Raw genomic sequence first — 22,392 nt, forward strand, 5'->3', positions numbered from 1 at the left:
ATTTATATTCAGTTGCTTGCTGTTTTTTTTCGTTTGGTGATGCTTGATTTTCTTTTTATTTGTAAACTTTTATCTTGCTTTTTAAAACTTTTAATACAGATATGTCATGATTTGTGTGGTATCGTCAGTTGCAGTTATTGTTTTATTTTTAAATATGGTTTTTCCACTGTTGGATTGTTTTTTATCATGGGTAGCGTTGTGAGGGTGTATCAGTGGGGTATATAAAAATATTAGTGCGACGTTATTTTATCGATGCTACTTCAGCGATGGCATTAGGGCTATTTTCTTCACTTATTATTGGTCTTATTTTGTCACAGTTATCGCGATTACCTTATTTGTCTTTTTTAACTGACTATGCTGAAGTGGCTAAAATGCCGATAGTCGTTGGTGCGGCAATCGGTGGTGCGATCGCTTTCGCATTAAAGAATAATCCATTAGTAGTAATGACGACTATTGTTGTTGGTGCGTTGGGTTACAAATTAGGTGGGCCTGCGGGCGCTTATATTGCTGCTTTGGCTGCTTCTGAAATGGGACGCCTGGTTTCTGGAAAAACAGGAATAGAGATCATCATTACACCGTTTGTCACATTGGTTGCGGGGGGATTTGTTGCTCACTTGGTAGGGCCTTCAATTTCAGCAGTAATGAGTGCACTTGGTCAGTTTTTGATGCAAGCGACAGAGATTTCACCTATTGCGATGGGGATAGTGATTTCGGTTGCTATGGGCATGATTTTGACTGCCCCGATCAGTAGTGCAGCATTAAGCGTTACTATTGGTTTATCTGGCCTAGCGGGAGGAGCAGCAACAGTAGGATGTTGTGCCAATATGATTGGGTTCGCTGTGATCAGTTATCGGGAAAATCGATTGGCTGGTTTACTTTCGCAAGGGTTGGGGACATCAATGTTACAAGTGCCAAATATCGTGCGACGGCCACAGATCTGGTTACCCGTTATTTTAGCTTCTGCGATGTTAGGGCCACTGTCCACTAGCGTATTTAAAATGACTAACATTCCTGCCGGATCAGGTATGGGTACCAGTGGCTTGGTTGGGCAGTTCGGTACTTATCAGTCCATGGTATTGGAGGCCGGAGCGGATGCAACCAGAATATTTATCTATATGGCACTATTACATTTCATCCTTCCTGCAGTGTTAAGTTTATTTTTTGCCAGCACCATGCGAAAAGCAGGGTGGATAAAGGATGGTGATATGAAGTTGCGTGAGATTAATCAATAGATTGATCTCGTTTTTTATTTTGTCAATTAATCAGTGACATGGATTGATTGACTTTTAAACAGATGAAAAATCTCATGCTGAATCTTCTAACATCAAAATAATTCATCTGTAGAGTGCAGTTGCAACTAAATAAATTAACTATGACTCTTTTTAGATCGCGAGGTTAGTCTATTCCATAATAAAGAAAGTGTTTTCCTTTTGTAGCTTAAGCGAATGCTAGGATCCATAAAAAAACCGATACGATGGGTGATTTTTATTTTTTTATCAACAAGTTCATTCTGTTCTTGTGATGAAATCCATTTTGCGTACTTTAGTTTAAAATCAATCCAGTGACAAAGAATTAAATTGGAGTACTGAGCATCGAAAAATTGCTCCATTCTTTGTATGCAAATAAACAGGTTGTATATCTTCTCTTTGGAGGGAGTGCTGGATAAACTAGAGCTGTGCTTCAAGTAAATATAAGGAGATGTACGTGAAAAAAAGATGTTTTTAGCATTCAATAATAATTCTGGGAATACATAAAAATCCTCAAAACAAAATAAATCTGGGATGGGGGATTTATCAAACATAGAACGTTTGATAAATTTCCCTCCTAGATGTGCTTGAAAGTCTTTATGATGTAAAAAACATACAATAGCATCATGTTGTGATAATTTTTTCGGCCTTAATCCACACCAGTACATATCATCAGTAGTCGCTGCTGTCACTTCATGGAGTTTAGTGATTAGCATATCTGGAGTGTTTTTTATTAAGAATAAAATCACCTCTGTGAAGGATCCTTCCCTTAGTAAATCATCACTGTCTAGCATGGTTACATAATCACCCTTACATTTATTCATGGCAAAGTTTCTAACTTTTCCAGGGTTTTTGAAATCCACAGAAAAAAAGCGTGCTTGGGTTATATTATTAGAAAAATTGCTGAGAATGGCAGCGGTACCATCTTGTGATGCATCATTGACCAAAATAATCTCTGAGTCCTCCAATCTATCCCCTAAGGCGTTTATGAGACTAGAAAGAGTTTTGGGCAGAAATTTTTCACTATTATGGGCTGCTATGATAATGCTAAGTGTGGTTTTTTTACTCATTTTTATGATCCGCTTAATTTAACGCCAGTGTCAATCGATAGAATAATGATTGCTATTTTTTAAAATGATACAATTAAAAATTGTAGATGCTTTTACAGTTTATTAACTACGCCTAATGCATATTGGGAGATAACTCTCAAACAGAGATTGACTCTTCATCCCGGTAGAATAACAACAAAACAATAATTGAAATATAAGATATGTTAAACTATGTGGACATCATTAAGAACCTTAGCATAGGATGAATAATATTCAAATTGCTCATATAGATGCCTAAAACTAACTACTTAATAGACAGCTGCTACCAATCTCTTGTTGCATATCAATAGACTCAACAAACTGCTGATGCGTTTTTTCTTGGTAATACTCTGCAAGCGTTTTGCTGACAGTGATAGTTGATAGCCACTCAAACAGTTGTTCCAGATCTTGATACAGCGCTTCTATATCTTGGGTAGTCTGAAACGTCGGGCTACCACCTGGCATAAGCTCGGATGAGTGCAACATAAATTCGATATAATCATAATTGTTTGCAAGTGTGCGTTTAACTACTTGTTTCATTGAGTGTAGGTTGCGTCCATTGGGCCTTAGCCAGAGTGTCGATGGTGAGCGTTTTTTACCTCTGAGTGAGTCGACTCTTTGTTTTATGGTATTGAAAAACGAGGAATATTTATTGTGAATGCTCATTGGAACTTCTAATAGCGGTGAATTACCTGGTTTGGCAATATCTTTTAGATCAACGAAATAGGCATGGGATGGGAAGTGGCGATAGTCACTACCACCATGACCTTGTGGGTTTCCAACTGAGTATTGCCAAGTGACACCAGGGGTTACTGAGCAGTCAACCTGATAGCCATATTCGACCAATAAGTTTGCGTATAGTGCATTGAATGCCCAACGTCCAGCGCGATGGCTACGCATTTTAACCTGAAAAATGTCTTCCAGTAGTTTGGTAATGTGATCCACTTTGGCACGAACGAGTTCAGCAGGGTACTCGATCAAATAGGGCTTATAGCGCCAATCATTATCGGTTAATGGTGCTAAGGGAGGATTATTCCAGGCGTGTAGATGCATACCAATCTCGGCAGTTTGGCGTGCAATCACATCACGACCAAACTCTCTATATTGAGCATCCATCGCCATCTCATAATTCGTTAGATAAACCGGTTTGCAATTGTATTTTTCACACAACATCTGAAAACGCGGTAAAAACTGCGCGTTCAGGGTTGATGCATGTTGTTGATTTTGCCAAAGGTTATCACCCTCAGTATCGATGGTAATAATGAATGCGGGTTTAGTCATAAAAGCTCCTTCTTGGTATTGTCACTTATCTAATCAACTAGCGTCTGGCATTCATGATTCAACAGTGGCGTTGCTTGGTGCAATTTAACTAATTGAAAAATATTGTTTTATTCTTGTTGTCATTCTGTTGCCAACTGATGCCTAAAAATTCCACTAACGGAATGTGTTCTGTAGTTTTTGCGTACTGTCAGTATCGAAACCAGTGCTGCGATATTTACTGGGATAGGTAGTCAAATAAAATTTAATCGCGCAGGACCATAACGACAACGGCCAGTCTAGCATGGTTTTTTGAATTTTTTACCATTATTTATAGTGAGTTATGCTTATTAAAGGGTGGTGTGTAGGCTCTTTGTCTGTTAAAACAGGTGGAAGTAGAACAGTCTTTGAAGAGGATGGTTAGCAAGCGATGGTGTTATCGCTGGTGAAGGTGTTTGCAGATCTTCGTCTAACCGGTGACCGGACAGTTATTTTTGCTGGGGGTTTTTGAAATGAGGCAGAACCTGATACTATCAGCAAAGTAGCGATTGGGTGCTGCTTTGATTTGATTTTATTCCTACAAACGTGGTGATGACTTACTGCGTGGAGCATGCTTGCATGAAGGCATTTCGTTTGGCGATTGTCCGCCAAAAATACCGCCCAGACGGTGGCGCGGAGCGCTTTGTCTCCCGTGTATTGGATGCGTTAGGGCAACAGGGACTGGATCTGAATATTATTACGCGTGAATGGTCGGGTGACACGAATCCCCATTGGCGTGTCTATCTGTGTGATCCACTGAAGTTTGGTCGCATTAGTCGCGAACGTGGATTTGCCCAAGCGGCGAGAGCGTTGTGGCAGAAAGAGCACTTTGATCTGGTACAGAGTCATGAGCGGTTACCCGGTTGTGATATCTATCGTGCGGGTGACGGTGTGCATCGCCGCTGGTTATTACATCGGGCGCGGTTGTTGCCGGAGTGGCAACGCGGTTGGTTATTTATGAACCGTTACAACCGCTATGTGATGAATACTGAGCGAGCGATGTATTCAGCGCCCGAGTTAAAAGCGGTGATCTGCAATGCAGAGATGATCAAACAGGAAATTATCGAAGATTTTGCTGTGCCAGCCGATAAAATTACCGTTATCTATAATGCGATAGATAACCAGAAATTTTTACCTGCCAGTGAGCAGCAACGACAGCAGTTACGTACTCAGTATCAGATCCCATTACAGGCACGCTGTTTGGTTTTTGTTGGCTCGGGATTTGAGCGTAAAGGGTTAGCGGCAGCGATCCGTGCAGTGGCGGCGACGGGTAGTTACTTATTGGTAGTGGGTAAAGATAAGGCAGAGAAGCGCTATCGTTCACTAGCTCAGTCGCTTGGTTGTACTGAAAGAATTCGCTTTGTTGGGGTGCAAAAGCAGACACTGCCATTTTATCAGGCGGCAGATGCACTGCTGTTGCCAACATTGTACGATCCGTTCCCAAATGTGATCTTGGAAGCGATGTCCTGCGGGCTACCGGTGATCACCAGTACCACGTGCGGCGGCGCTGAATTTATTATGCCTGAGCGCAATGGCTTTGTTTGTGATGCCTTGGATATTGCTGCGTTGAGTGATGCTATCTGCGCTCTACCCGCTCAGACTTTCGATTCCAAGATGGCACAAGCAGCGCGCCAGCGCATTATGAGCGCCACACCTGAGTTGTTATCTCAACAGCTATTGGGCCTTTATCAAAAACTGTTAACAAAATGAAGCAACATATTCTTTTTATTATTGATGGATTACCTGGTGGTGGGGCTGAAAAAGTTACGCTGATCCTTGCAAAAGGGATAAGCGAACGTGGTTATCAAGTGACATTGCTATCGCTTAATCAACGACGGGACTATGATATTCCTGAAGGGGTTGACTATCTTGTTGACGATGATGTTTATCAAGGGCCATTACGGCGATGGCAGGAACTAAAGCGACGAGCAGCTTCACTTGATCGAAAGCTATCTGAATTGTTTGAACGAGTTGGTATTCCTGTTTTAGTGATCTCCAATCTGCATAAAACTGATCGGATTGTGGTGCGCTCGCAGAAATTGCGTGGCTGCAATGTGTGGCATTGCGTGCACGGTATGTTGGCACATGCCTATCTTGGTAATAAAACGGGATTGAACCGCTGGATAAAAAAGAAAAAAATCCAACAGGTATATAATAATCGCCAAGTGGTAGTGGTATCAGAAGCGGTAGGGCACGATCTTATCAAGCAGGTTGGCGTACAGCCATCTCGTTTAGTGACTATCTACAACCCGTTTAATATTAATGAAATTAAGCAAAAGTCACAGGCCGAGAATCCCTTTTCAGACCAAAGTTATATATTGCATGTTGGCCGTTTTCACTCAGTGAAACGTCATGACCGTCTGTTAGAAGCGTTTGCGATAGCTAAACTTCCCTGCAAACTCCTGCTGGTTGGACAAGGTGACGAAAAAGTTAGCGCTTTGATTAAACAAAAAATAGATGCTTTCAACCTTATTGATAAAGTCATAATGGCGGGATTTCATCGCAATCCGCTGCCAATCATTAAAGGTGCCGAGTTGGTGGTGCTTAGCTCGGATAGTGAAGGATTACCCAGCGTGCTGATTGAAGCATTAATTTGCGGTACACCGGTAGTAAGTACCAATTGCCCTGGTGGTGTTACTGAAATTATGTCAGGAGAGTTGGCAAATTATTTAGCCGAAATGAGCAGCGAATCACTCGCGCAGAAGTTGCGCTTAGCGTGGGATAAGCGGCCGTTGATAACACCTGAGTTGTATCAGCAGTTTGAGCAACAGCACATTATTGATAGTTACATTGCATTAAGTAAAAAGTAACTTGTTGACTGATAGGGTATGCTGTAAGGCATGGTCGTATTGGAGAGTATTAGGTAATGTTATACTCTCTTCAGCACCAACAAGTTTGGCATGCCTCTACCAGTGGGAATGACCGATGCCATAGCCTATCTAAGTTGCCATTAGTAAGAAAAATCCTTCACCATCAACCACTCACCACTAGCGGATAACCATGCAGTGGATGAGAAATGATCTGAACCGGATAGTGATAGATACCCTCAATTAGTTCAGGAGATAATACGACTGCAGGTTTACCATCGGCTGCAATTTCTCCTTGATGCAAAATAATCATCCGATCGGCATAGTGTGTCGCCAGATTGAGATCGTGCAGCACAGCAATCACTCCCACTCCTCGTTGAGTTAACTCTTTTAATAGCATCAATGTCTGCTGTTGATGAGCAATATCCAGTGCGGATGTTGGCTCATCCAGCAGAAGCATCGGCGCTCGTGGTGACTGAGCAACTTGGGTCAGGATCCTAGCTAGGTGAACACGCTGCTGTTCACCGCCTGATAATTGTGGCAACAATCGTTCAGCCAATGATGTGATGGCAAGTTGTGCCATATTGTCGGCAGCAATTTTTTTGATTTGATCATGAGAGGCATTGAGCGTCATTCCACCTAGTTCAACGACTTCACGCACCGTGAAATTGAAGTTGAGCGAACTAGCTTGTGGTAGCACGGCAAGCGACTTGGCTAATTCGGGTGCCGACCAGTGTTGTCTAAGTTTGCCGTAAAAAGAGAGTTCGCCAGCACAACGCAGCTCACCACTCAGTACTTTTAATAAGCTGCTTTTACCAGTGCCGTTGGGGCCTAAAATCACTGTCAAACAGCCGCTAGCAAAGCTGACGGAAAGATTGTTCAACACTGTTTTACCGGATAGCGAGAGCTGTGCAGATTGAAGTGTGATCGCCATTAGCTTAAGTATCCTCGTTGTTTAATTAACAGCAATAGAAAAAACGGAGCGCCGATGGCGGCGGTAATAATTCCAACCGGAATCTCTACTGGAGCGACTAGCGTGCGTGCCAATAGATCAGAGAGCAGTAACAGCAGCGCACCGAACAGCGTCGAGATTGGTAATAACCGTTGGTGTACTGGGCCGGTAAATTGGCGAGCGATATGCGGCACAACCAATCCAATAAAACCAATTACGCCTGCCAAAGCGACAGCTACCCCCACACCTAACGCACACAGTAAAATCAGTTGTCGCTTGAGTTGTTGTACATGAACCCCCAGATGTCCTGCTTCTGCTTCGCCTAATAATAATGCGTTGAGTGAGTTTGAGTAACGATAACAACAGATTATTGTTAGTGTCAGTGTGGCATACGCCAGGATCAGATTGTGCCAGTTAGCTCCAGCCAGAGAACCGAGACTCCAGAGTGAGAAATCACGCAGAGCCTGATCATCGGCGACGTAATTCAGTATTCCCAAGCCCGCACCCGCGATAGCACTGAGAGCGATACCTGCCAGCAGCATCATCGTTGTTGAACTACGTTGTTGGTAGGTTCCGAGACAATATACCGCAAAAGTAGCGAGGGCACCACCAACGAAGGCAGAGAGTGGAACGACGGTAAAGGTGAGTAACGAGGTTGTGGACAGCATCGCACCGACAATCACAATTGCGCAGGCCGCCCCGAGAGAGGCACCAGCAGAAACACCAATAATGCCAGGATCTGCTAATGGGTTGCGAAAAAGAGCCTGCATCACACTACCACAGAGCGCCAGTAAACCGCCGATGGCTATAGCCAGTAGGGTACGCGGGATGCGTACCTGACGAATAATCAACTGCCCATATTCTGGTAGATCAGTCATGAAGGGGGAGAGTGCTGCAATCACGGTTTTCACCGGAATATACATTGCACCGAAGCTTATCGAGCCGAGGATCAGCAGGCATAACAGCAGAGTGCTTGTGCCGATCAGCAACGACATCGGTAGACGCTGGGTAAGCAAAATTTGGCTTGAACGTTGCATGATTACATTACCGAGTTAGTGAACAGTCGATAAGGTCAGGGTCTGTTGTAACTGTTCGGCAAGTGCCAGGCTGGAGAGCCCAAAACCCCCTTGCAGTGCATAACTTGGCACCGAAATCACTTGTCGTTGCTTCACTGCCGGTGTTTCTGCTAACAGAGGATGTTGTGCCAGTAGCCCGGAAATGCCCCCTAACTGTTTAAAACTGCGCTCGGCGAGCAAAATCACATCGGGTTGAACTTGTAAAATGGCATCGATGGCAACTGTAGGATAATTCTTGCCGTAGTGGGCTAGCGGGTTGTCCAAACCGGCTAAACGAATAATTTTATCCACGGTTGTCTGTTGGCCAGCAACCGCAATTGGGCGCCCTTGTTGCAGCAACATAAAGATCACTTTACGTCGCTTGCCGCTACGCTGTTGCGTTAACTGTTGCCAGCGTGTTTGGACCTGGGCTTTGATTTCAACTGCTTGCTGCTGCCGCTGGGTGAGTTGTGCTAACTGATCAATTCGCTGGCACAGTTGATTGAGCCAGGCATACTCAGCATCGAAAGTTGTGCTGAATTGATCCACGCTCAGGTGTTTTTCAGTCACTTGTTTTTCATTAAATTGTTGCACATTAACTCCAGCCGAACGCAGCAATTGTAGAACACTATTTGGCCCCATCTCCTCAGAACCGACCAGATGTGTTGGCTTCAGCGCTAGCAAGCCTTCAGCCGAGAGTTGTCGCTGATAGCCAACGATAGGCAATGACTCCCCCTTGAGTAACTGCCTGCTGCTAACATCGACCGCGACCAACTGTTCGGCAGCATCTAATGCCAGCAAAATTTCGGTGATTGTTGAACCGATGCTGATAATCCGAGTCGTTGCCTGTACTGAGTTGACGATCAACATCCCACTCAGATAGAACAGCGTGGCAAACAGCAGATGGGTGAGTCTCATTTCGTCCCCTCGCGCATGATGATTTGTGTTGCTTCAATGTGGTGTTGCTGGAAAAACGCCAGCAGTTTGATCAACTTCTCAACGTGTGCAGTGTTATCACTGGCAACCACGATCGCTGATCGCGTCGGCGACTGAATGGCATCGAGCAGTGCAGCGGAGAAACTATGCCAATGCTCAAACAGGTGATCTTGTAGTCCCCAGAGATCACCGTCGGCAGGAATACTGACGGTCACTACTGCCGAAGGCGAGGTAGTTAACTGGCTAGTTGCAGTTGCTTCAGGAATGGAAACCGGCAACATTTGCAGGCGAATATTGGTACTGAGTAGTAAAAACACCATCACAATAAAGATGATATCCAGTAATGCTGTGAGATCGAGCATTGGTGATTTTAGGCTGGAAGTGCGGTAACGAATATTCATGGTTGAGTTCCTGGCGTGCATGGATCGCAGTGAGGGATAGATCGAGATCCCTGGTGTTGTGCAGCCTGTTCACTCGGCAAGCCAGCAAGCGATAAGTTGAACTGATTGAGATGTGATGCCAAAACGTCCAGTTGGTGCTGAGCCCACAGGCTGAAGAGTTGTGCACTCGCAATAGCGGGTAGCGCAATCAATAATCCGGCAGCGGTAGTCGCCATCGCCAACCCTAATCCGGCTGCCAGTTGACCAGGCGTGACAGCGGACTGGCTAACTGAAAGACGGTCAAACATCTCAATTAACCCCAGCACGGTACCCAGTAGCCCAAGCAGTGGAGCCAGTACTCCAATCAGTTGTAGCAGTTGGCTGCCAGAGAAAAACTGGCGGCGTTTTTTTTCTAACCACAAATTGACAGCCTCTTCGCGCAGTGTTTTATCAACCTGACGATAAGAGATCAGCAGACAAATTCCGTTAATCAGCGGGTGACGGTGAGGGTGGTACTGCTGTAGATAGTTGAGCAGGTAGTGCTCATCCTGCCAGTTTCGCAGAGAGAGAATACCGCGTGCTGCTTTTGCTGATCCGGAATGATGGAGGCTAAAAAATAACAGCCGTTCGACAATCAGGGTCAGCATCAACAGCGAAAGCAGGGTGAGTGGCCAACGCATCATACCCAACTGGCTATAGATATTGAGAAAAAATTCATTAAATGACATAACCACTCCTTTTCTTAATTCAGGGAAAAACGGACAGGTACTTTTAACTGTGCGGCGATCGGTTGCCCATTGGCACGCTGCTCCTTGAACTGCCAGCGCTGTACTGCCGCCAATGCTGCACTGTCGAGCAGGCTGAAACCGGAACTTCGTGCGATGGCAGAGTTAAGCTGTATGCCGTTTTCATCCAGCCAAATCTCGACAATCACAGTACCTTGTTGTCGTAGACGTTTTGCGGCAACGGGGTAATCCGGTGGTGTGGGCGGCACTTTAAACTGTGCTTTTTCTACCACTATCGAGCGCATCACAGCTTCCGAACGGTGTTGAGTGTTGGGTAATGCCTGCCCTGGCGTCGTGTTATTGATGTGATGTTTCTGGTGCGCGGCATCACCAACGCGTTCCTTTTTCTGGGAAGAGCGGGATTGCTGTACTGACGAAGTTGTACGCTTCGCGTTTTCAACCGGGCCTGTACTCGATGGTGCTTTGTGGCTGCTCTGTTGTTGCATTGACTTCTGTTTTAACCGTGAAGCACTAGCTTCTGATGGCGCTTCGGTTACTGGCTGCGGTGAGGCAAACGTTGTTTCTGCGCTCGGCATGGTTAAAAAATGCATGGCTATTGGCAGCGTAGTGATGGCAGGCACTCGCAACGGTTCGGCAATGAGATGTGAGGATGTTGCCGCGTGATAGCGGGTGAACCATAACAGCAACACCCCATGTATCAAGCTCGAACCCAGTAAGCAAATTAAATATCGAGACCACTCCCGACGATAAAGCAGAGACAAATTCACCTCCTGGATAGCGAAACTGAAATATCTACTGGCTAACCTGCAAAGTTGCACGTGCTTTATGTTGTCGACATGCATTCAGGTAAGCCTTATTGGCACATAATTGCAATCATCTTAATGCAAATAATTATCATTTGCATTAAATTATTTTTGTCATAAGATAGCGCCCAGTTAAGCAACAACAGCATATAAGGAGCGGTGTTATGGCGAATACCTACGATCACTCGATACGGGCTGCTGAGAGAGCAGTGAAGATAAAACGTAAGGTCGAGCAGATGTTGATAACCGATGCCAACACTCCGGTGAGTGTGATGGCACAACAGTTAGGCGTGAGTGAGGCAATTTTCACCGGTTGTTTACCGGCAGAGATGGCCAAATTTACATCGGGCTTACATACCGAAACGGTTTTAGCCGCGCTGCCTGCATGGGGCAACGTCACCACCATTATTGCCAATCAAGGCTCATTGTTTGAAGTAAAGGCGGATTTTCCACCAGGAAAAATGGCCAATGGTTTTTACAACTTAACAGGAGAACAAGGGCAACTTACCGGACATTTACGTCTAGACCGAATCAGTGAGATTGCTTTTGTCTGCAAACCTTTTCGTCATATGAGCAGTTGTTACATCGCTTTTTTTACTGCTCGAGGAGAATGCGTATTTAAGGTTTATTTGGGGCGTGATAAACAGCGCCAATTGTTTCCTCAGCAGGTAGTCCAATTCCAACAACTGCAACAGGAGCTATGCCGATGATTAATAAGACTCTACAACTACAGCAGCGTATTAGCCAAGAGATCTGCGCGTTTCGGGGCACTCGCCGCTCGCTCGAACTTGCCAGCATAGACAGTCATGGTATGCCTCATGCGAGTTGCACCCCTTTTGTCTATCAGGATGGCAGTTACTACATCTTAATCAGTGAGTTGGCAATACATGGTCAGAACCTGAAATATAACAGCCATGTTGGCATCTTGTTGCTGGATGATGAAGCAGACACCCAGGATATCTTCGCACGTCGTCGCCTCACCTATACCGCAATTGCTCAGCCGATTGAGCGGCAGAGTGACACTTGGCAAGTTGTGTTATCGGCATTACAAGCGCGAGCTGGTCAAACAGTTGCCATGTTAAGCACACTGGCAGACTTCAAACTGTATCGATTACAACCAATCACTGGGCGCTACGTCAAAGGTTTTGGTAAAGCGTATCAAATTGATGAAAAAGAGTTTCCTGGCATCACACCACTGGATGAAAGCAACATCAAAGGACATAGCCCACGAGTGAGTTAAGTTACCGAGTTGGTGCATAACCATTTGACTGGCAAGCGGAAAGGGCCGCTTGCTATACAGGTGTAAAGAGGAACGCAGCGTGTTGAACTATCGATCACATCTCTATTATTACGGGCTACTGTTTGGCAGTACCTTATCGACTAACACTCTCGCTAATGAAGAGTATTACCTTGATGAAGTGGTGGTTTCTGCGACACGCAGCGAACAGCGCGCACGCGATGTTGCGGGATCTCTCACTCAAATAGATGCCGAGACACTGAAACAAGCCATGGCTCAGGATCTGAAACAAGCGCTTAGTGATGAACCTGGTGTCAGTCTCTCTGGTACTGGTCGCTTTGGTCTATCAGGGGTAACCATCCGTGGACGCAGCGAAAACTATGTCAAAACTTTGGTAGATGGAATGCAACTGCCTAGCAGTTACAATCCGGGCGCTGACACAATGCGAAAGTATAACAATACGATAGAGCTTGATACCCTGGCGGTAATAGAAGTGAATAAAGGGCCAATCTCTAGCTTATATGGTAGTGATGCTCTCGCAGGAGCAGTGATTTTACGGACTAAAGATCCAGTAGATTTACTGGCTGAAGGGAACAGTCAGCATCTGGGATTAAACAGTAGTTACAGTAGCCTCGACAACAGTTTTAAAAACAGCATCGAACTGGCCAAACGTAGCGGCGATCTGGAAACGTTAGTGATCTACACCTATCGCAATGGAAGTGAACAGCAGACTCACAGTCATGCGGGGGGTATCGGGCCAGATCGTGCCAGTGCTGATCCGCTCGACTACCGCAGTCACAACGGGTTGATAAAATTCTACTACCAACTCAATTCGCAACACCGCGTTGGTGTCACGCTAGAACATTTTCAGCGTACACAACGGATTGAACGATTGTCACAGCAGGGCAGTAGGCTTGATTTGGCTAATTTAAGCTACCGCTATCGAGATGTCAGCGCCGAAGATAGCGACACACGCAGTCGGCTCAGCCTAGTTCACCATTGGCAAGCGGACAGTATGTTGTTTGACAACATCAAGTGGCAAGCAGGTTACCTGAGCAGTAGATCACAGCATGACAATTATGATCAGCTCGATAAATTGAGGCAGGAAGTGTTATTGAGCAGCGAGGCACGAAATCGGCGACGCACTGGGGAAGACAGATCTTGGCAAACCGAACTGCAACTGGGCAAACGACAGTTCACTCAGTTGGGTTCACAGCAATTCGTCTATGGTGCCAGCTATACCCACAACCAATTTTCTCTAGACTATAAGGATATTCATATGGATACAGGAGAAACTCAAGCCAGGATGGCGGAAGTGCCGTCAGCCAGCTCACAACAGTGGGGGCTATTTTTTCAGCATCAGCAAGGGCTATTGGATGAAAAATTGTTGCTGACAGCGGCACTACGTTATGACCAATATCAAGCAATGCCCGAAGCCAGTAGCGGTTATTCGAACGCAGAGGATGCTGCGCTGACAGCACGTTTAGCGGCACTGTATCACTGGAATGATCACATCAGCTATTACGGGCAACTTAGCCAGGGATTCAAAGCACCCACGATACAGGATCGTTACTATACCTATCAGATCGGGTCAGTACTGGAACCGAACCCAAACCTACAGGCAGAGCAAAACCTGGCTTATGAAATCGGCTGGAAATACCACAGCAATACCACAAAAGTCGCCCTCGCGGCTTACTATAACGATTACCGAAATTTTATTGAGGATCGCCTGCTATATCCGGCCGATCCGCGTCATAACGGCAAAGATGTCTGGACCAAGGTGAACATCGCACGTGCGCAAATTTATGGTGCGGAATTGAAGATCAATTGGCAACTGGCAGCATTACTCGGTGTGCCGACTGGCTTCAATAGCGTGCTGAGCTTAAGTTACAGCGCGGGCAAAGATCGAAACAGTGGTCAGGCGATTGATAGTGTATCACCGCTAAAAGGCGTTGCTCGACTGGCATATGATGCCCCGAATGGCTTATTTGGTAGTGCGGTGACGCTGACTGCGGTAGCGACTAAATCCGGCAATGACTGGAGCCACGCTAATCAGATCGACAATGCAGATGCACCAGGTTACCGCACAATTGATCTCACCGCTTATTATCAGCCATCGGCACATTGGCAACTGCGTGCGGGAGTATTCAATCTGACCGACAGACGTTATTGGGACTATATCGATTTGGTTGGTGTTGACCGGCAGGATGCCAGCCTACAGCGGCGCACTCAACCTGGGCGTAATTGGCAGTTGGCTCTGAGCTACCGCTTTTAACCAACAGATTGGTACATATGTTTAGTTTAGATAAAAATAAACTCTGCCGTCGACAGTGTCGAAAATCGGTAAATTGTGCTATTGATTAATGAGTGAAAAATGAGTGGAGTTAGCGTTACGCTTAGCGCCAAATCCAATATCCTCAATCGGATTGGCGCTTAATCGGTGAACGCCACTGTTTACCCTGACTGATTAACACACCACACAGTCAGCGTTATTTTAGTTGCCACTTTATTCGCTGTTTTGTCTTAAGGCAGTACGGGTAATAGTGACATACTGCGTACGTATTCTGTTTTTTGTGCGCGACCTGTGCCCAGGCTGGCTATGACAATTACCTCTACTGGGATAGGTTCTAAGTGTAAGTTTACTAGTGACAAAAAGCTTACTGTTGACGATAATCCCGTGCTTGATGATGACAACCGAATACCAATGAACCGTAGAGCGACGATGAAAAAACAACCGAAGAGATTTTACACAGCCTCATTGCCACTGATGACTTTTTTAGCGCCTGTGTTCCTTTGCTCCCCCGTGTTGAATGCTGCTGTCTATCCACCTGGCTTTGCCCTGCAAATTAAGGGGGACACGCCACCTTCTTATCATCCGGTTGATATGTATGATCATGGCGTGATGTTTATTAACGGTGATGGTGTCCCGCAAGACTTACAGCGAGGCAGGCACTGGATATTACGTGCCGCACAGCTTGGTTATCCGTTGGCGCAATACAGTTTGGGTATGATTTTTCAGCAAGGCGTTGGGATAGAGCCGAATGTTGACTGTGCGCGGCAATGGTTTCTGTTGGCCTCTCAGGCGCAGGACGAGATAGGCTATCAGGCAAAACAAGCGATAGCAGCATTGGATGTGGAACTATTAAAAAGCGGCAAACAGCGCCCCAAAATTTATCGTCCGCCAACACAGCAAGAGTGTGGGCAACTGCAACTTATCGATCCGGTGCAAGAGCAAGCCACTGCTGGCACAACACCGGACATTAAGTTACCCGACATCTCAGCAACTCGCCCGGTGTTGCCAATGCGTAACACACCCAGCACGCCATCCCCGCTCATCGCCAAAGAGGATATGCCTAAGCCGACAACGCCCGAGTTAACAAAACCGCCAGCCAGCAGCTCAGCACCGCTGACAGTGGCTGGTTCAGTGACGCAGAGCCCCCCGCTTGCTACGGCGCATAACCTGGGGGGTGAACTGCGAACTGCGCCCAAATCGCATTATACGCTACAACTTGCGGCTTCGCGTGAGGCTGATGACCTAGAACAGATTGCAGAGCAGTATGCGTTAGGTAATTATCTGGTTTACCAGACTGAGCGTAACGGACAGCAATGGTTTGTGTTAGTCTATGGCCAGTTTAAAAACAACAATGATGCCAAGCAGGGTGTTCGTTCGCTGCCAGAACCGCTGCAAGCAAAATCGCCCTGGGCGCGTCGGTTGTCACAAGTTCAGCAGGAGTTACAGGCTTCGCCTTCCTCCAGCAATTGATATTTAGCCTTAAGTGCTAAATCATAGCGACACTAGGCCGAGTGGCCATTAACCACTCGGCCTAGTGTCGCTATTGGTACATTCGGGTTAGAAAAAACTTATCAGTTTGCCCAACACGCGCGTAACGCACATAACATTATGGTCAATAAAAAACAAACGCTCATCGTCATTAACCTTTGCAGCTTTTTAGTGCTTCTGTATAGCCTGTCCATGCTGCCGCCAATGTTGATTGCTCTTATCTACAAAGAGAAAAGTCTATTCTCCTTTTTCTATACCTTAATTATTGCCAGTGTAGTGGGGGGGATCTGCTGGCAGGCCTCGCGACAAAAGAAAGTACAGTTACGCACCCAGGATGGTTTTTTAATCATCGTGCTATTTTGGACTTTTTTTTCCTTGATCAGCGCATTACCACTATGGATTGACAGCACGCTAAACATCAGCCTGACCGATGCCCTCTTTGAGGGCGTTTCCGGTATTACCACCACGGGTGCTTCAGTATTGAGTGATCTGAATGTGGTACCGAAATCGATCCTCTATTATCGTGCTCAGCTCAATTTTATTGGCGGGTTGGGTGTTATCGTATTAGCGGTAGCAATCTTACCGCTGCTTGGCATTGGGGGAGCCAAACTTTACCAGTCTGAAATGCCCGGGCCATTTAAAGAAGAGCGCTTAACGCCCCGCTTGGCAGACACAGCGAAAACACTCTGGTCAACTTACATGTTGTTGGCATCGCTCTGCACCATCTCGTTTCGAGTCGCCGGAATGTCCTGGTTTGATGCGCTTTGTCATTCTCTGTCAACCATATCGCTGGGTGGCTTTTCTACCCACAACGAGAGTTTGGGCTTCTATAACAGCGCGCCAGTGGAGATGGTTGCCGGTATCTTCTCGATCCTATCAGCGGTCAGCTTTGCACTCTATTTTGCTGCGGCACAGCGGCGCAGCCTGATGCCGTTATACAGTAATCCAGAGTTACGTTTCTTCCTGCTGATCCTGTTTATTGTGATGGCATTAGCCTGCATTCAGCTAGTCAATTCAGATCGCTACCCGGTAACCGAAGCATTAGTACACGGTTTTTTATTGACCAGTTCAATGATGACAGATAACGGCTTAGCGACCGGTGACTATGCTCAACTACCTGCCAACACGGTGATCCTGCTGTTACTGGCCAGTTTCTTTGGTGGGTGTGTCGGCTCAACCTGTGGTGGTATCAAAGCACTGCGTTTTTTGATCATGTACAAGCAGAGTCGGCGTGAAATTCATCAAATGCTGCACCCGAATGCGGTACACCTGATCAAAGTCGGCAGCACACCGATACAGGATCGGGTATTGCGCTCAGTGTGGAGTTTCTTTTTCCTCTATGTTTTCTTCAGCCTATTCTTCATGTGGATGCTGAACGTAATGGGATATGACATGATGACGGCCTTTGGCACCGTTGCTGCCTGCATTAACAACATGGGGCTGGGATTTGGTGAAACAGCCGCTGGTTTTGGTGGGCTAAGTGGCTCTGCGAAGTGGCTAATGTGTGCAGCGATGCTATTTGGCCGATTGGAGATCTACCCGATCCTGATCCTCTGCTCACGCACCTTCTGGCGTACCTGATAGAGTGCTCACCGCCCATAAGTTGTTGCCAGTTGCAGCAGTCAATTTGGGCGGTAGCGGGATCGGGCATCGATGACACCCGTAACAATGATTGAGGCTGATTACTGTTCCAATAGGCGCAGCATCTCACTCTCATCGATAATGCTGATGCCGAGCTGCTGTGCCTTAGCCAGTTTAGAACCGGCGGCTTCCCCAGCGATAACCAAATCTGTTTTACTGGAAACACTACCACTGACCTTGGCACCGAGCGCAACCAGACGCGCTTTGGCTTCATCACGTGAAAGCTGGCTGAGTGAACCGGTTAACACCACGATCTTACCGGCGAACGGATTATCCATTTCGGCAACGACGATCGGCACTGGTGTTGGCCAATTAATGGCGATCTCACTACCGGTCAACTCAGCGATCACTTGCTGGTTGTGAGGTTCAGCGAAAAAATTAACCACATGCTTCGCGACCACTTCCCCCACATCGGGCACCTGTTTCAACGCTTCCAGATCGGCAATTTGCAATTCCTCTAGCGAGATAAAATGTGCGGCCAGGTTTGCAGCCGTTGTTTCGCCCACTTCACGGATGCCAAGCGCATAAAGAAAACGGGCAAACGTGGTCTGCTTGGCGCGCTCAAGCGCTACCATCAACTTCTGTGCTGATTTACTTCCCATGCGTTCTAAACCGCTCAGAATAGTCGGTGACAAGCGGAACAGATCAGCCGGAGTTTGTACGTATTCCTTATCAACCAGTTGTTCAATAATTTTTTCCCCCATGCCATCAATATCCAGCGCACGGCGAGAAACAAAGTGCTTCAATGCCTCCTTGCGCTGTGCAGCACAGAACAGGCCACCGCTGCAACGTGCGACAGCTTCACCCTCAATACGCTCCACCTCAGAACCACACACAGGGCAGTGCGATGGAAACTGCACCTCAACGGCATCATCTGGACGGTGTTCAGCGATCACACCGACCACTTGCGGGATCACATCACCTGCACGCCGTACAATCACGGTATCACCGATGCGTAAATCGAGACGCTCAATCTCATCAGCATTATGCAAAGTGGCATTACTGACGATGACGCCGGCAACGGTGACCGGCTCCAAACGTGCAACCGGAGTGATCGCTCCAGTGCGACCAACCTGAAATTCAACATCGCGCAGTTGGGTTAACTGCTCTTGTGCCGGGAACTTAAACGCAGTGGCCCAACGCGGGGCACGAGCAACAAAGCCCAACGACTGCTGTTGAGCAATATCGTCAACCTTCACTACCACGCCATCAATATCGAAACCGAGTTGTGGTCGCTGTTGCTCAATGGTGCGATAGAAAGCCAGCACTTCATCGCTGCCTAAACAGCGAGAGACACGGTCACTGACCGGAAAACCCCAGGCCTTGAATTGCATCAGTCGTTGCCAGTGACTATCGGGCAATGTTCCCCCTTGACAGAGTCCAACGCCATAGCAGAAAAAGCTCAGTGGTCGCTTGGCTGTGATACGGGGATCGAGCTGACGTAGTGAACCAGCCGCCGCATTGCGCGGATTAGCAAAAATTTTGCCGCCACTACGTCTAGCCTGCTCATTCATCTGCTCAAAACCGCGTTGTGACATAAACACCTCACCGCGCACCTCCAGGCGCTGCGGAATGTTCTCCCCGATAAGGCGCAATGGGATAGCACGGATAGTGCGAATATTAGCGGTAATGTTCTCACCGTTAGAGCCATCACCACGTGTTGCGGCACGCACCAGCTCACCATCTTGGTACAACAGACTAACGGCGACACCATCTATCTTCAGCTCACAACAGAACTGCAAAGGTTGCTCAAGCTTCAGCCGCTCTTGTACCCGTTGAGAGAAGGCTAAAAAACCTTCCTCATCAAATACATTATCCAGCGATAGCATCGGCAGTTCATGTTGCACCTGGTCAAATGCGCTCAGAGGTGACGCACCGACACGTTGAGTCGGTGAGTCAGCAGTAATCAGTTCGGGATGAGCTTGCTCGAGTTCACGGAGCTGCTGCATCAAACGATCATACTCCGCATCAGGGAGCTCGGGGGCATCCAATACATGATAGCGATGTTCGTGATAACGCAACTGTGCGCGTAATTGGTTGATTGTCTGTTGAATGGAGGTCATAACGTTCTCTTAAAGAGAAAAACCTCCGTTCTGCGGAGGCTTTTCTGGTTAATGGGTGACAGTGGCGCTGGCAAGCGGATATTAGCGTGTTGGCAGCACTGACAGTCGCACACCACTAGTCAGCGGCGAGATTGTCCAGCACCTCACGGATTCGGGCCTTATAGCTCTCCAGCTTTTGCGGTGTCATCATCCGTCGCTGATCATCGAGCACCACACCACCGACATCATCAGCAATACGCTGTGCTGATTGCAGCATCAATTTAAAATTCTGATTGGCGTCGCCATAACATGGCACCACCATAAACAACGAGATACCCGGCGTGGTGAAATCGGCCATCATCTCAGGTTGAAAGGAGCCGGGTTTTACCATGTTCGCCAGGCTGAACAGCACAGAACCACTACCGGCCGGGCTGACATGGCGATGGAAAATACTCATCTCACCAAACTGAAATCCTGCCTGCAAGATGCTCTGCAACAGAGGTTCACCACCAATCATTCCGCCTGGATGAGCCGCCACATGCAAGATCAAAACGGTCTCTTTTATTTTTTCTGCCGCTACTGGCTGTGTGCTGGCCTGATCGATTTGAGCGACGTTATCTGACTGTTGATCATAGCATTCGAGCGAAGCCGCATCACCCAACAGGGGTTCGCGCGGTTCCGATTCAGTCACTTCATTACCGAGTACAGCGAGTTGTGGCTCCTGGCTACCAGAGACAGTATCCGATTGAACATCACTTTGCTGCTGAATGGCTACCGTTTGCAATACCGGCTGTGGGGCGCTGGGTTGCTCTGCAACGGACTCACTGCTTACCGATTGTGAATGAACCACAGCGGCAGGTTTTGCTGTGCTTGCTACAGGTTGGCGAATTACGCCCAATGAAGGCTCAGCATGTGAGCGAGCGGAAGAGATACGCACCTCTCCAACACCTTCGGCTGAGTCACTGGCTAACGTTGACTTCTGCTCTTTTTTTGAACGCTTGAGTGGGCGATCACGAAACAGTGATGAACGCTCCTTACGGCTAGTCCATAAACCGTGTAATAACAGTGCAGTTATCACGATCACACCAACAACAATCAATATAAGACGCAAATCTTGCATCATTGCTATCTCTAGTTATTCTACACATTGCCACAATGGCAAATTCTAAAGCTTTAGCCGCTAAAGTGACCGTGAACAGACATCAGCAACGGCTCCGGATATCTAACTCTATTGATCCACACCGATAAGTGCAAGCACATGCTAAAGTTTATACCAATACCAATTGCTATATTAGTGAGATAGTGAATTAAAGCAAAAATTTTTAGTCGCTATTTTTTCTTTTGGTATCCAAATGAAAAAAAGCGTCTTTTTAACCACAATCGGTAGGCGTGTAGCACGAGCGACGCTGGTAAACAGCATTGCCTGCCGTTAAACAGCCATCAGTGAGGTGAAATATGAACATTCTGATCACCGGAGCAACCGGGTTGATCGGCAGCTACTTAGTTCCCCAACTACTGCACTTAGGGCATCAACTGACGGTGTTAACCCGTGATGTGAGCCGGGCACGTAGCCAATTTGCGGATCGGGTGAACTATTGCGCAGCGCTTGAACAACTGACGCTGAATGGATTTGATGCAGTGATTAACTTGGCAGGGGAACCGATAGCGGCAAAGCGCTGGAGCCAACAGCAGAAACAGAAATTGTGCGACAGCCGTTGGCAGATCACGGAACGTTTGAGTCAGATGATTATCGCCAGTGACAGCCCACCGTCGGTATTTATTTCAGCCTCGGCGATAGGTTACTACGGTGATCAAAATCAGCGCATAGTGACAGAAGAGAGTGTGGCGAAACAGGAGTTTACTCATCAACTCTGCCAACGCTGGGAGGAGTTGGCTCGCCAGGCACAGAGTAGCCAGACACGAGTTTGCCTGCTGCGAACTGGCATTGTATTAGCCACCACAGGGGGCGCGCTGGCGAAAATGTTGCCACTTTTTCGTTTGGGCTTAGGTGGGCGGATCGGTAATGGTCGCCAATATTTACCGTGGATCCATTGGCAGGACATGGTGAATGGCATTATTTACTTGCTGACGCAGCCTGAATTGAGTGGTGCGTTTAATATGGTGGCGCCTACGCCGGTTCAAAACCGGCACTTTAGCCGCATTCTTGCCCTGGTGTTACACCGGCCACTACTGTTACCGGTGCCTGCTTTCGCGATCCGTTTGCTGATGGGGGAAGCAGCACTGTTGTTATTGACGGGGCAACGTGCGCTACCTAATCGGCTCAAAAAGTCTGGATTCAATTTCCGTTTTACCAACTTAACTGACGCGCTGGAACAGCTATTGAAATAGCGGGTATTTCAGCCGCAGCACTTCCTCGCTGT

At 47.1% G+C, this 22,392-nt stretch carries 19 protein-coding genes; 9 read left to right on the forward strand and 10 right to left on the reverse strand.

Translation table 11 applies throughout. From position 1 onward, the window contains the following. The first annotated feature begins 212 nt into the window (after window positions 1-212). A complete protein-coding gene (locus tag EOJ37_RS08050; protein ID WP_206194036.1) occupies window positions 213-1,232 on the forward strand; it encodes a PTS sugar transporter subunit IIC in 1,020 nt (339 codons plus the stop codon). 134 nt (window positions 1,233-1,366) lie between these two features. Here EOJ37_RS08050 and EOJ37_RS08055 read toward each other — a convergent pair whose 3' ends face one another. Beyond that, window positions 1,367-2,317, reverse strand: a complete 951-nt coding sequence (locus EOJ37_RS08055) for a glycosyltransferase family 2 protein (protein ID WP_127959416.1) — start codon at window positions 2,315-2,317, stop codon at window positions 1,367-1,369. Window positions 2,318-2,596: 279 nt separating this feature from the next. Further along, on the reverse strand, window positions 2,597-3,616 hold the full coding sequence (locus tag EOJ37_RS08060) for a polysaccharide deacetylase family protein (protein ID WP_127959417.1): 1,020 nt from the start codon (window positions 3,614-3,616) through the stop codon (window positions 2,597-2,599). Between the two features lie 594 nt (window positions 3,617-4,210). Between EOJ37_RS08060 and EOJ37_RS08065 the strand changes: the two genes are divergently transcribed. Continuing rightward, complete coding sequence (locus EOJ37_RS08065) at window positions 4,211-5,341, forward strand: glycosyltransferase family 4 protein (RefSeq protein ID WP_127959418.1); 1,131 nt, start codon at window positions 4,211-4,213, stop codon at window positions 5,339-5,341. Further along, complete coding sequence (locus EOJ37_RS08070) at window positions 5,338-6,441, forward strand: glycosyltransferase (protein ID WP_127959419.1); 1,104 nt, start codon at window positions 5,338-5,340, stop codon at window positions 6,439-6,441. The genes EOJ37_RS08065 and EOJ37_RS08070 overlap by 4 nt, the downstream gene beginning before the upstream one ends. A 163-nt stretch (window positions 6,442-6,604) precedes the next feature. Here EOJ37_RS08070 and EOJ37_RS08075 read toward each other — a convergent pair whose 3' ends face one another. Genes EOJ37_RS08075 through EOJ37_RS08100 form a run of 6 tightly spaced genes read right to left on the reverse strand, consistent with a single transcriptional unit; the run spans window position 6,605 to window position 11,196 of the window. After that, window positions 6,605-7,372, reverse strand: a complete 768-nt coding sequence (locus EOJ37_RS08075) for a heme ABC transporter ATP-binding protein (RefSeq protein WP_127959420.1) — start codon at window positions 7,370-7,372, stop codon at window positions 6,605-6,607. Further along, window positions 7,372-8,427 (reverse strand): FecCD family ABC transporter permease, encoded by a 1,056-nt coding sequence (locus EOJ37_RS08080; RefSeq protein WP_127959421.1) that lies wholly within the window; start codon window positions 8,425-8,427, stop codon window positions 7,372-7,374. The genes EOJ37_RS08075 and EOJ37_RS08080 overlap by 1 nt, the downstream gene beginning before the upstream one ends. Window positions 8,428-8,442: 15 nt before the next feature. Further along, the gene (locus EOJ37_RS08085; protein ID WP_127959422.1) at window positions 8,443-9,363 is read right to left on the reverse strand and encodes a heme/hemin ABC transporter substrate-binding protein; all 921 of its coding nucleotides are present in this window, start codon (window positions 9,361-9,363) and stop codon (window positions 8,443-8,445) included. Then, complete coding sequence (locus tag EOJ37_RS08090) at window positions 9,360-9,782, reverse strand: ExbD/TolR family protein (protein WP_162473670.1); 423 nt, start codon at window positions 9,780-9,782, stop codon at window positions 9,360-9,362. The genes EOJ37_RS08085 and EOJ37_RS08090 overlap by 4 nt, the downstream gene beginning before the upstream one ends. Further along, window positions 9,779-10,489, reverse strand: coding sequence for a MotA/TolQ/ExbB proton channel family protein (locus EOJ37_RS08095; protein ID WP_127959424.1), 711 nt, complete (start codon window positions 10,487-10,489; stop codon window positions 9,779-9,781). Before EOJ37_RS08095 ends, EOJ37_RS08090 begins: the two co-directional genes overlap by 4 nt. Before the next feature lie 14 nt (window positions 10,490-10,503). After that, a complete protein-coding gene (locus tag EOJ37_RS08100) occupies window positions 10,504-11,196 on the reverse strand; it encodes an energy transducer TonB (RefSeq protein ID WP_162473671.1) in 693 nt (230 codons plus the stop codon). A gap of 278 nt (window positions 11,197-11,474) precedes the next feature. Between EOJ37_RS08100 and hutX the strand changes: the two genes are divergently transcribed. The 5 genes from hutX (at window position 11,475) to EOJ37_RS08125 (ending at window position 17,909) form a co-directional block, all read left to right on the forward strand. Next, the gene (gene hutX, locus EOJ37_RS08105; RefSeq protein WP_127959426.1) at window positions 11,475-12,020 is read left to right on the forward strand and encodes a heme utilization cystosolic carrier protein HutX; all 546 of its coding nucleotides are present in this window, start codon (window positions 11,475-11,477) and stop codon (window positions 12,018-12,020) included. Beyond that, window positions 12,017-12,550 carry a HugZ family pyridoxamine 5'-phosphate oxidase gene (locus EOJ37_RS08110; protein ID WP_162473672.1) on the forward strand — a complete coding sequence of 178 codons (534 nt, stop codon included), beginning with the start codon at window positions 12,017-12,019 and terminating at the stop codon, window positions 12,548-12,550. The genes hutX and EOJ37_RS08110 overlap by 4 nt, the downstream gene beginning before the upstream one ends. A 79-nt stretch (window positions 12,551-12,629) precedes the next feature. Beyond that, entirely contained in the window at window positions 12,630-14,822 is a 2,193-nt protein-coding gene (locus tag EOJ37_RS08115; RefSeq protein ID WP_162473673.1) for a TonB-dependent hemoglobin/transferrin/lactoferrin family receptor, read from the forward strand. 447 nt (window positions 14,823-15,269) lie between these two features. Beyond that, the gene (locus EOJ37_RS08120) at window positions 15,270-16,310 is read left to right on the forward strand and encodes an SPOR domain-containing protein (protein WP_162473674.1); all 1,041 of its coding nucleotides are present in this window, start codon (window positions 15,270-15,272) and stop codon (window positions 16,308-16,310) included. A 138-nt stretch (window positions 16,311-16,448) separates the two neighbouring features. Beyond that, a complete protein-coding gene (locus EOJ37_RS08125) occupies window positions 16,449-17,909 on the forward strand; it encodes a TrkH family potassium uptake protein (RefSeq protein ID WP_127959430.1) in 1,461 nt (486 codons plus the stop codon). Window positions 17,910-18,010: 101 nt separating this feature from the next. On the opposite strand, the gene ligA is transcribed toward EOJ37_RS08125, so the two are convergent. After that, on the reverse strand, window positions 18,011-20,032 hold the full coding sequence (gene ligA, locus EOJ37_RS08130) for an NAD-dependent DNA ligase LigA (protein ID WP_127959431.1): 2,022 nt from the start codon (window positions 20,030-20,032) through the stop codon (window positions 18,011-18,013). A 115-nt stretch (window positions 20,033-20,147) separates the two neighbouring features. Then, the gene (zipA, locus tag EOJ37_RS08135; RefSeq protein WP_127959432.1) at window positions 20,148-21,134 is read right to left on the reverse strand and encodes a cell division protein ZipA; all 987 of its coding nucleotides are present in this window, start codon (window positions 21,132-21,134) and stop codon (window positions 20,148-20,150) included. Between the two features lie 332 nt (window positions 21,135-21,466). On the opposite strand from zipA, the gene EOJ37_RS08140 reads away from it, so the two are divergent. Then, complete coding sequence (locus tag EOJ37_RS08140; protein ID WP_127959433.1) at window positions 21,467-22,360, forward strand: TIGR01777 family oxidoreductase; 894 nt, start codon at window positions 21,467-21,469, stop codon at window positions 22,358-22,360. Window positions 22,361-22,392 lie beyond the last annotated feature (32 nt).

Source organism: Serratia microhaemolytica (genome assembly GCF_004011885.1).
In the GTDB taxonomy this organism is placed as follows: Bacteria; Pseudomonadota; Gammaproteobacteria; order Enterobacterales; family Enterobacteriaceae; genus Serratia_G; species Serratia_G microhaemolytica.

What these genes read in the sequence shown, in the direction of transcription:
- EOJ37_RS08055 (WP_127959416.1), bottom strand. Translation starts at nt 2,317, where the DNA reads ATGAGTAAAAAAACCACACTTAGCATTATCATAGCAGCCCATAATAGT.
- EOJ37_RS08060 (WP_127959417.1), bottom strand. Translation starts at nt 3,616, where the DNA reads ATGACTAAACCCGCATTCATTATTACCATCGATACTGAGGGTGATAAC.
- EOJ37_RS08080 (WP_127959421.1), bottom strand. Translation starts at nt 8,427, where the DNA reads ATGCAACGTTCAAGCCAAATTTTGCTTACCCAGCGTCTACCGATGTCG.
- EOJ37_RS08120 (WP_162473674.1), top strand. Translation starts at nt 15,270, where the DNA reads ATGAAAAAACAACCGAAGAGATTTTACACAGCCTCATTGCCACTGATG.
- EOJ37_RS08070 (WP_127959419.1), top strand. Translation starts at nt 5,338, where the DNA reads ATGAAGCAACATATTCTTTTTATTATTGATGGATTACCTGGTGGTGGG.
- EOJ37_RS08125 (WP_127959430.1), top strand. Translation starts at nt 16,449, where the DNA reads ATGGTCAATAAAAAACAAACGCTCATCGTCATTAACCTTTGCAGCTTT.
- EOJ37_RS08095 (WP_127959424.1), bottom strand. Translation starts at nt 10,489, where the DNA reads ATGTCATTTAATGAATTTTTTCTCAATATCTATAGCCAGTTGGGTATG.
- EOJ37_RS08085 (WP_127959422.1), bottom strand. Translation starts at nt 9,363, where the DNA reads ATGAGACTCACCCATCTGCTGTTTGCCACGCTGTTCTATCTGAGTGGG.
- EOJ37_RS08065 (WP_127959418.1), top strand. Translation starts at nt 4,211, where the DNA reads ATGAAGGCATTTCGTTTGGCGATTGTCCGCCAAAAATACCGCCCAGAC.
- ligA (WP_127959431.1), bottom strand. Translation starts at nt 20,032, where the DNA reads ATGACCTCCATTCAACAGACAATCAACCAATTACGCGCACAGTTGCGT.
- EOJ37_RS08090 (WP_162473670.1), bottom strand. Translation starts at nt 9,782, where the DNA reads ATGAATATTCGTTACCGCACTTCCAGCCTAAAATCACCAATGCTCGAT.
- hutX (WP_127959426.1), top strand. Translation starts at nt 11,475, where the DNA reads ATGGCGAATACCTACGATCACTCGATACGGGCTGCTGAGAGAGCAGTG.
- EOJ37_RS08140 (WP_127959433.1), top strand. Translation starts at nt 21,467, where the DNA reads ATGAACATTCTGATCACCGGAGCAACCGGGTTGATCGGCAGCTACTTA.
- EOJ37_RS08110 (WP_162473672.1), top strand. Translation starts at nt 12,017, where the DNA reads ATGATTAATAAGACTCTACAACTACAGCAGCGTATTAGCCAAGAGATC.
- EOJ37_RS08075 (WP_127959420.1), bottom strand. Translation starts at nt 7,372, where the DNA reads ATGGCGATCACACTTCAATCTGCACAGCTCTCGCTATCCGGTAAAACA.
- zipA (WP_127959432.1), bottom strand. Translation starts at nt 21,134, where the DNA reads ATGATGCAAGATTTGCGTCTTATATTGATTGTTGTTGGTGTGATCGTG.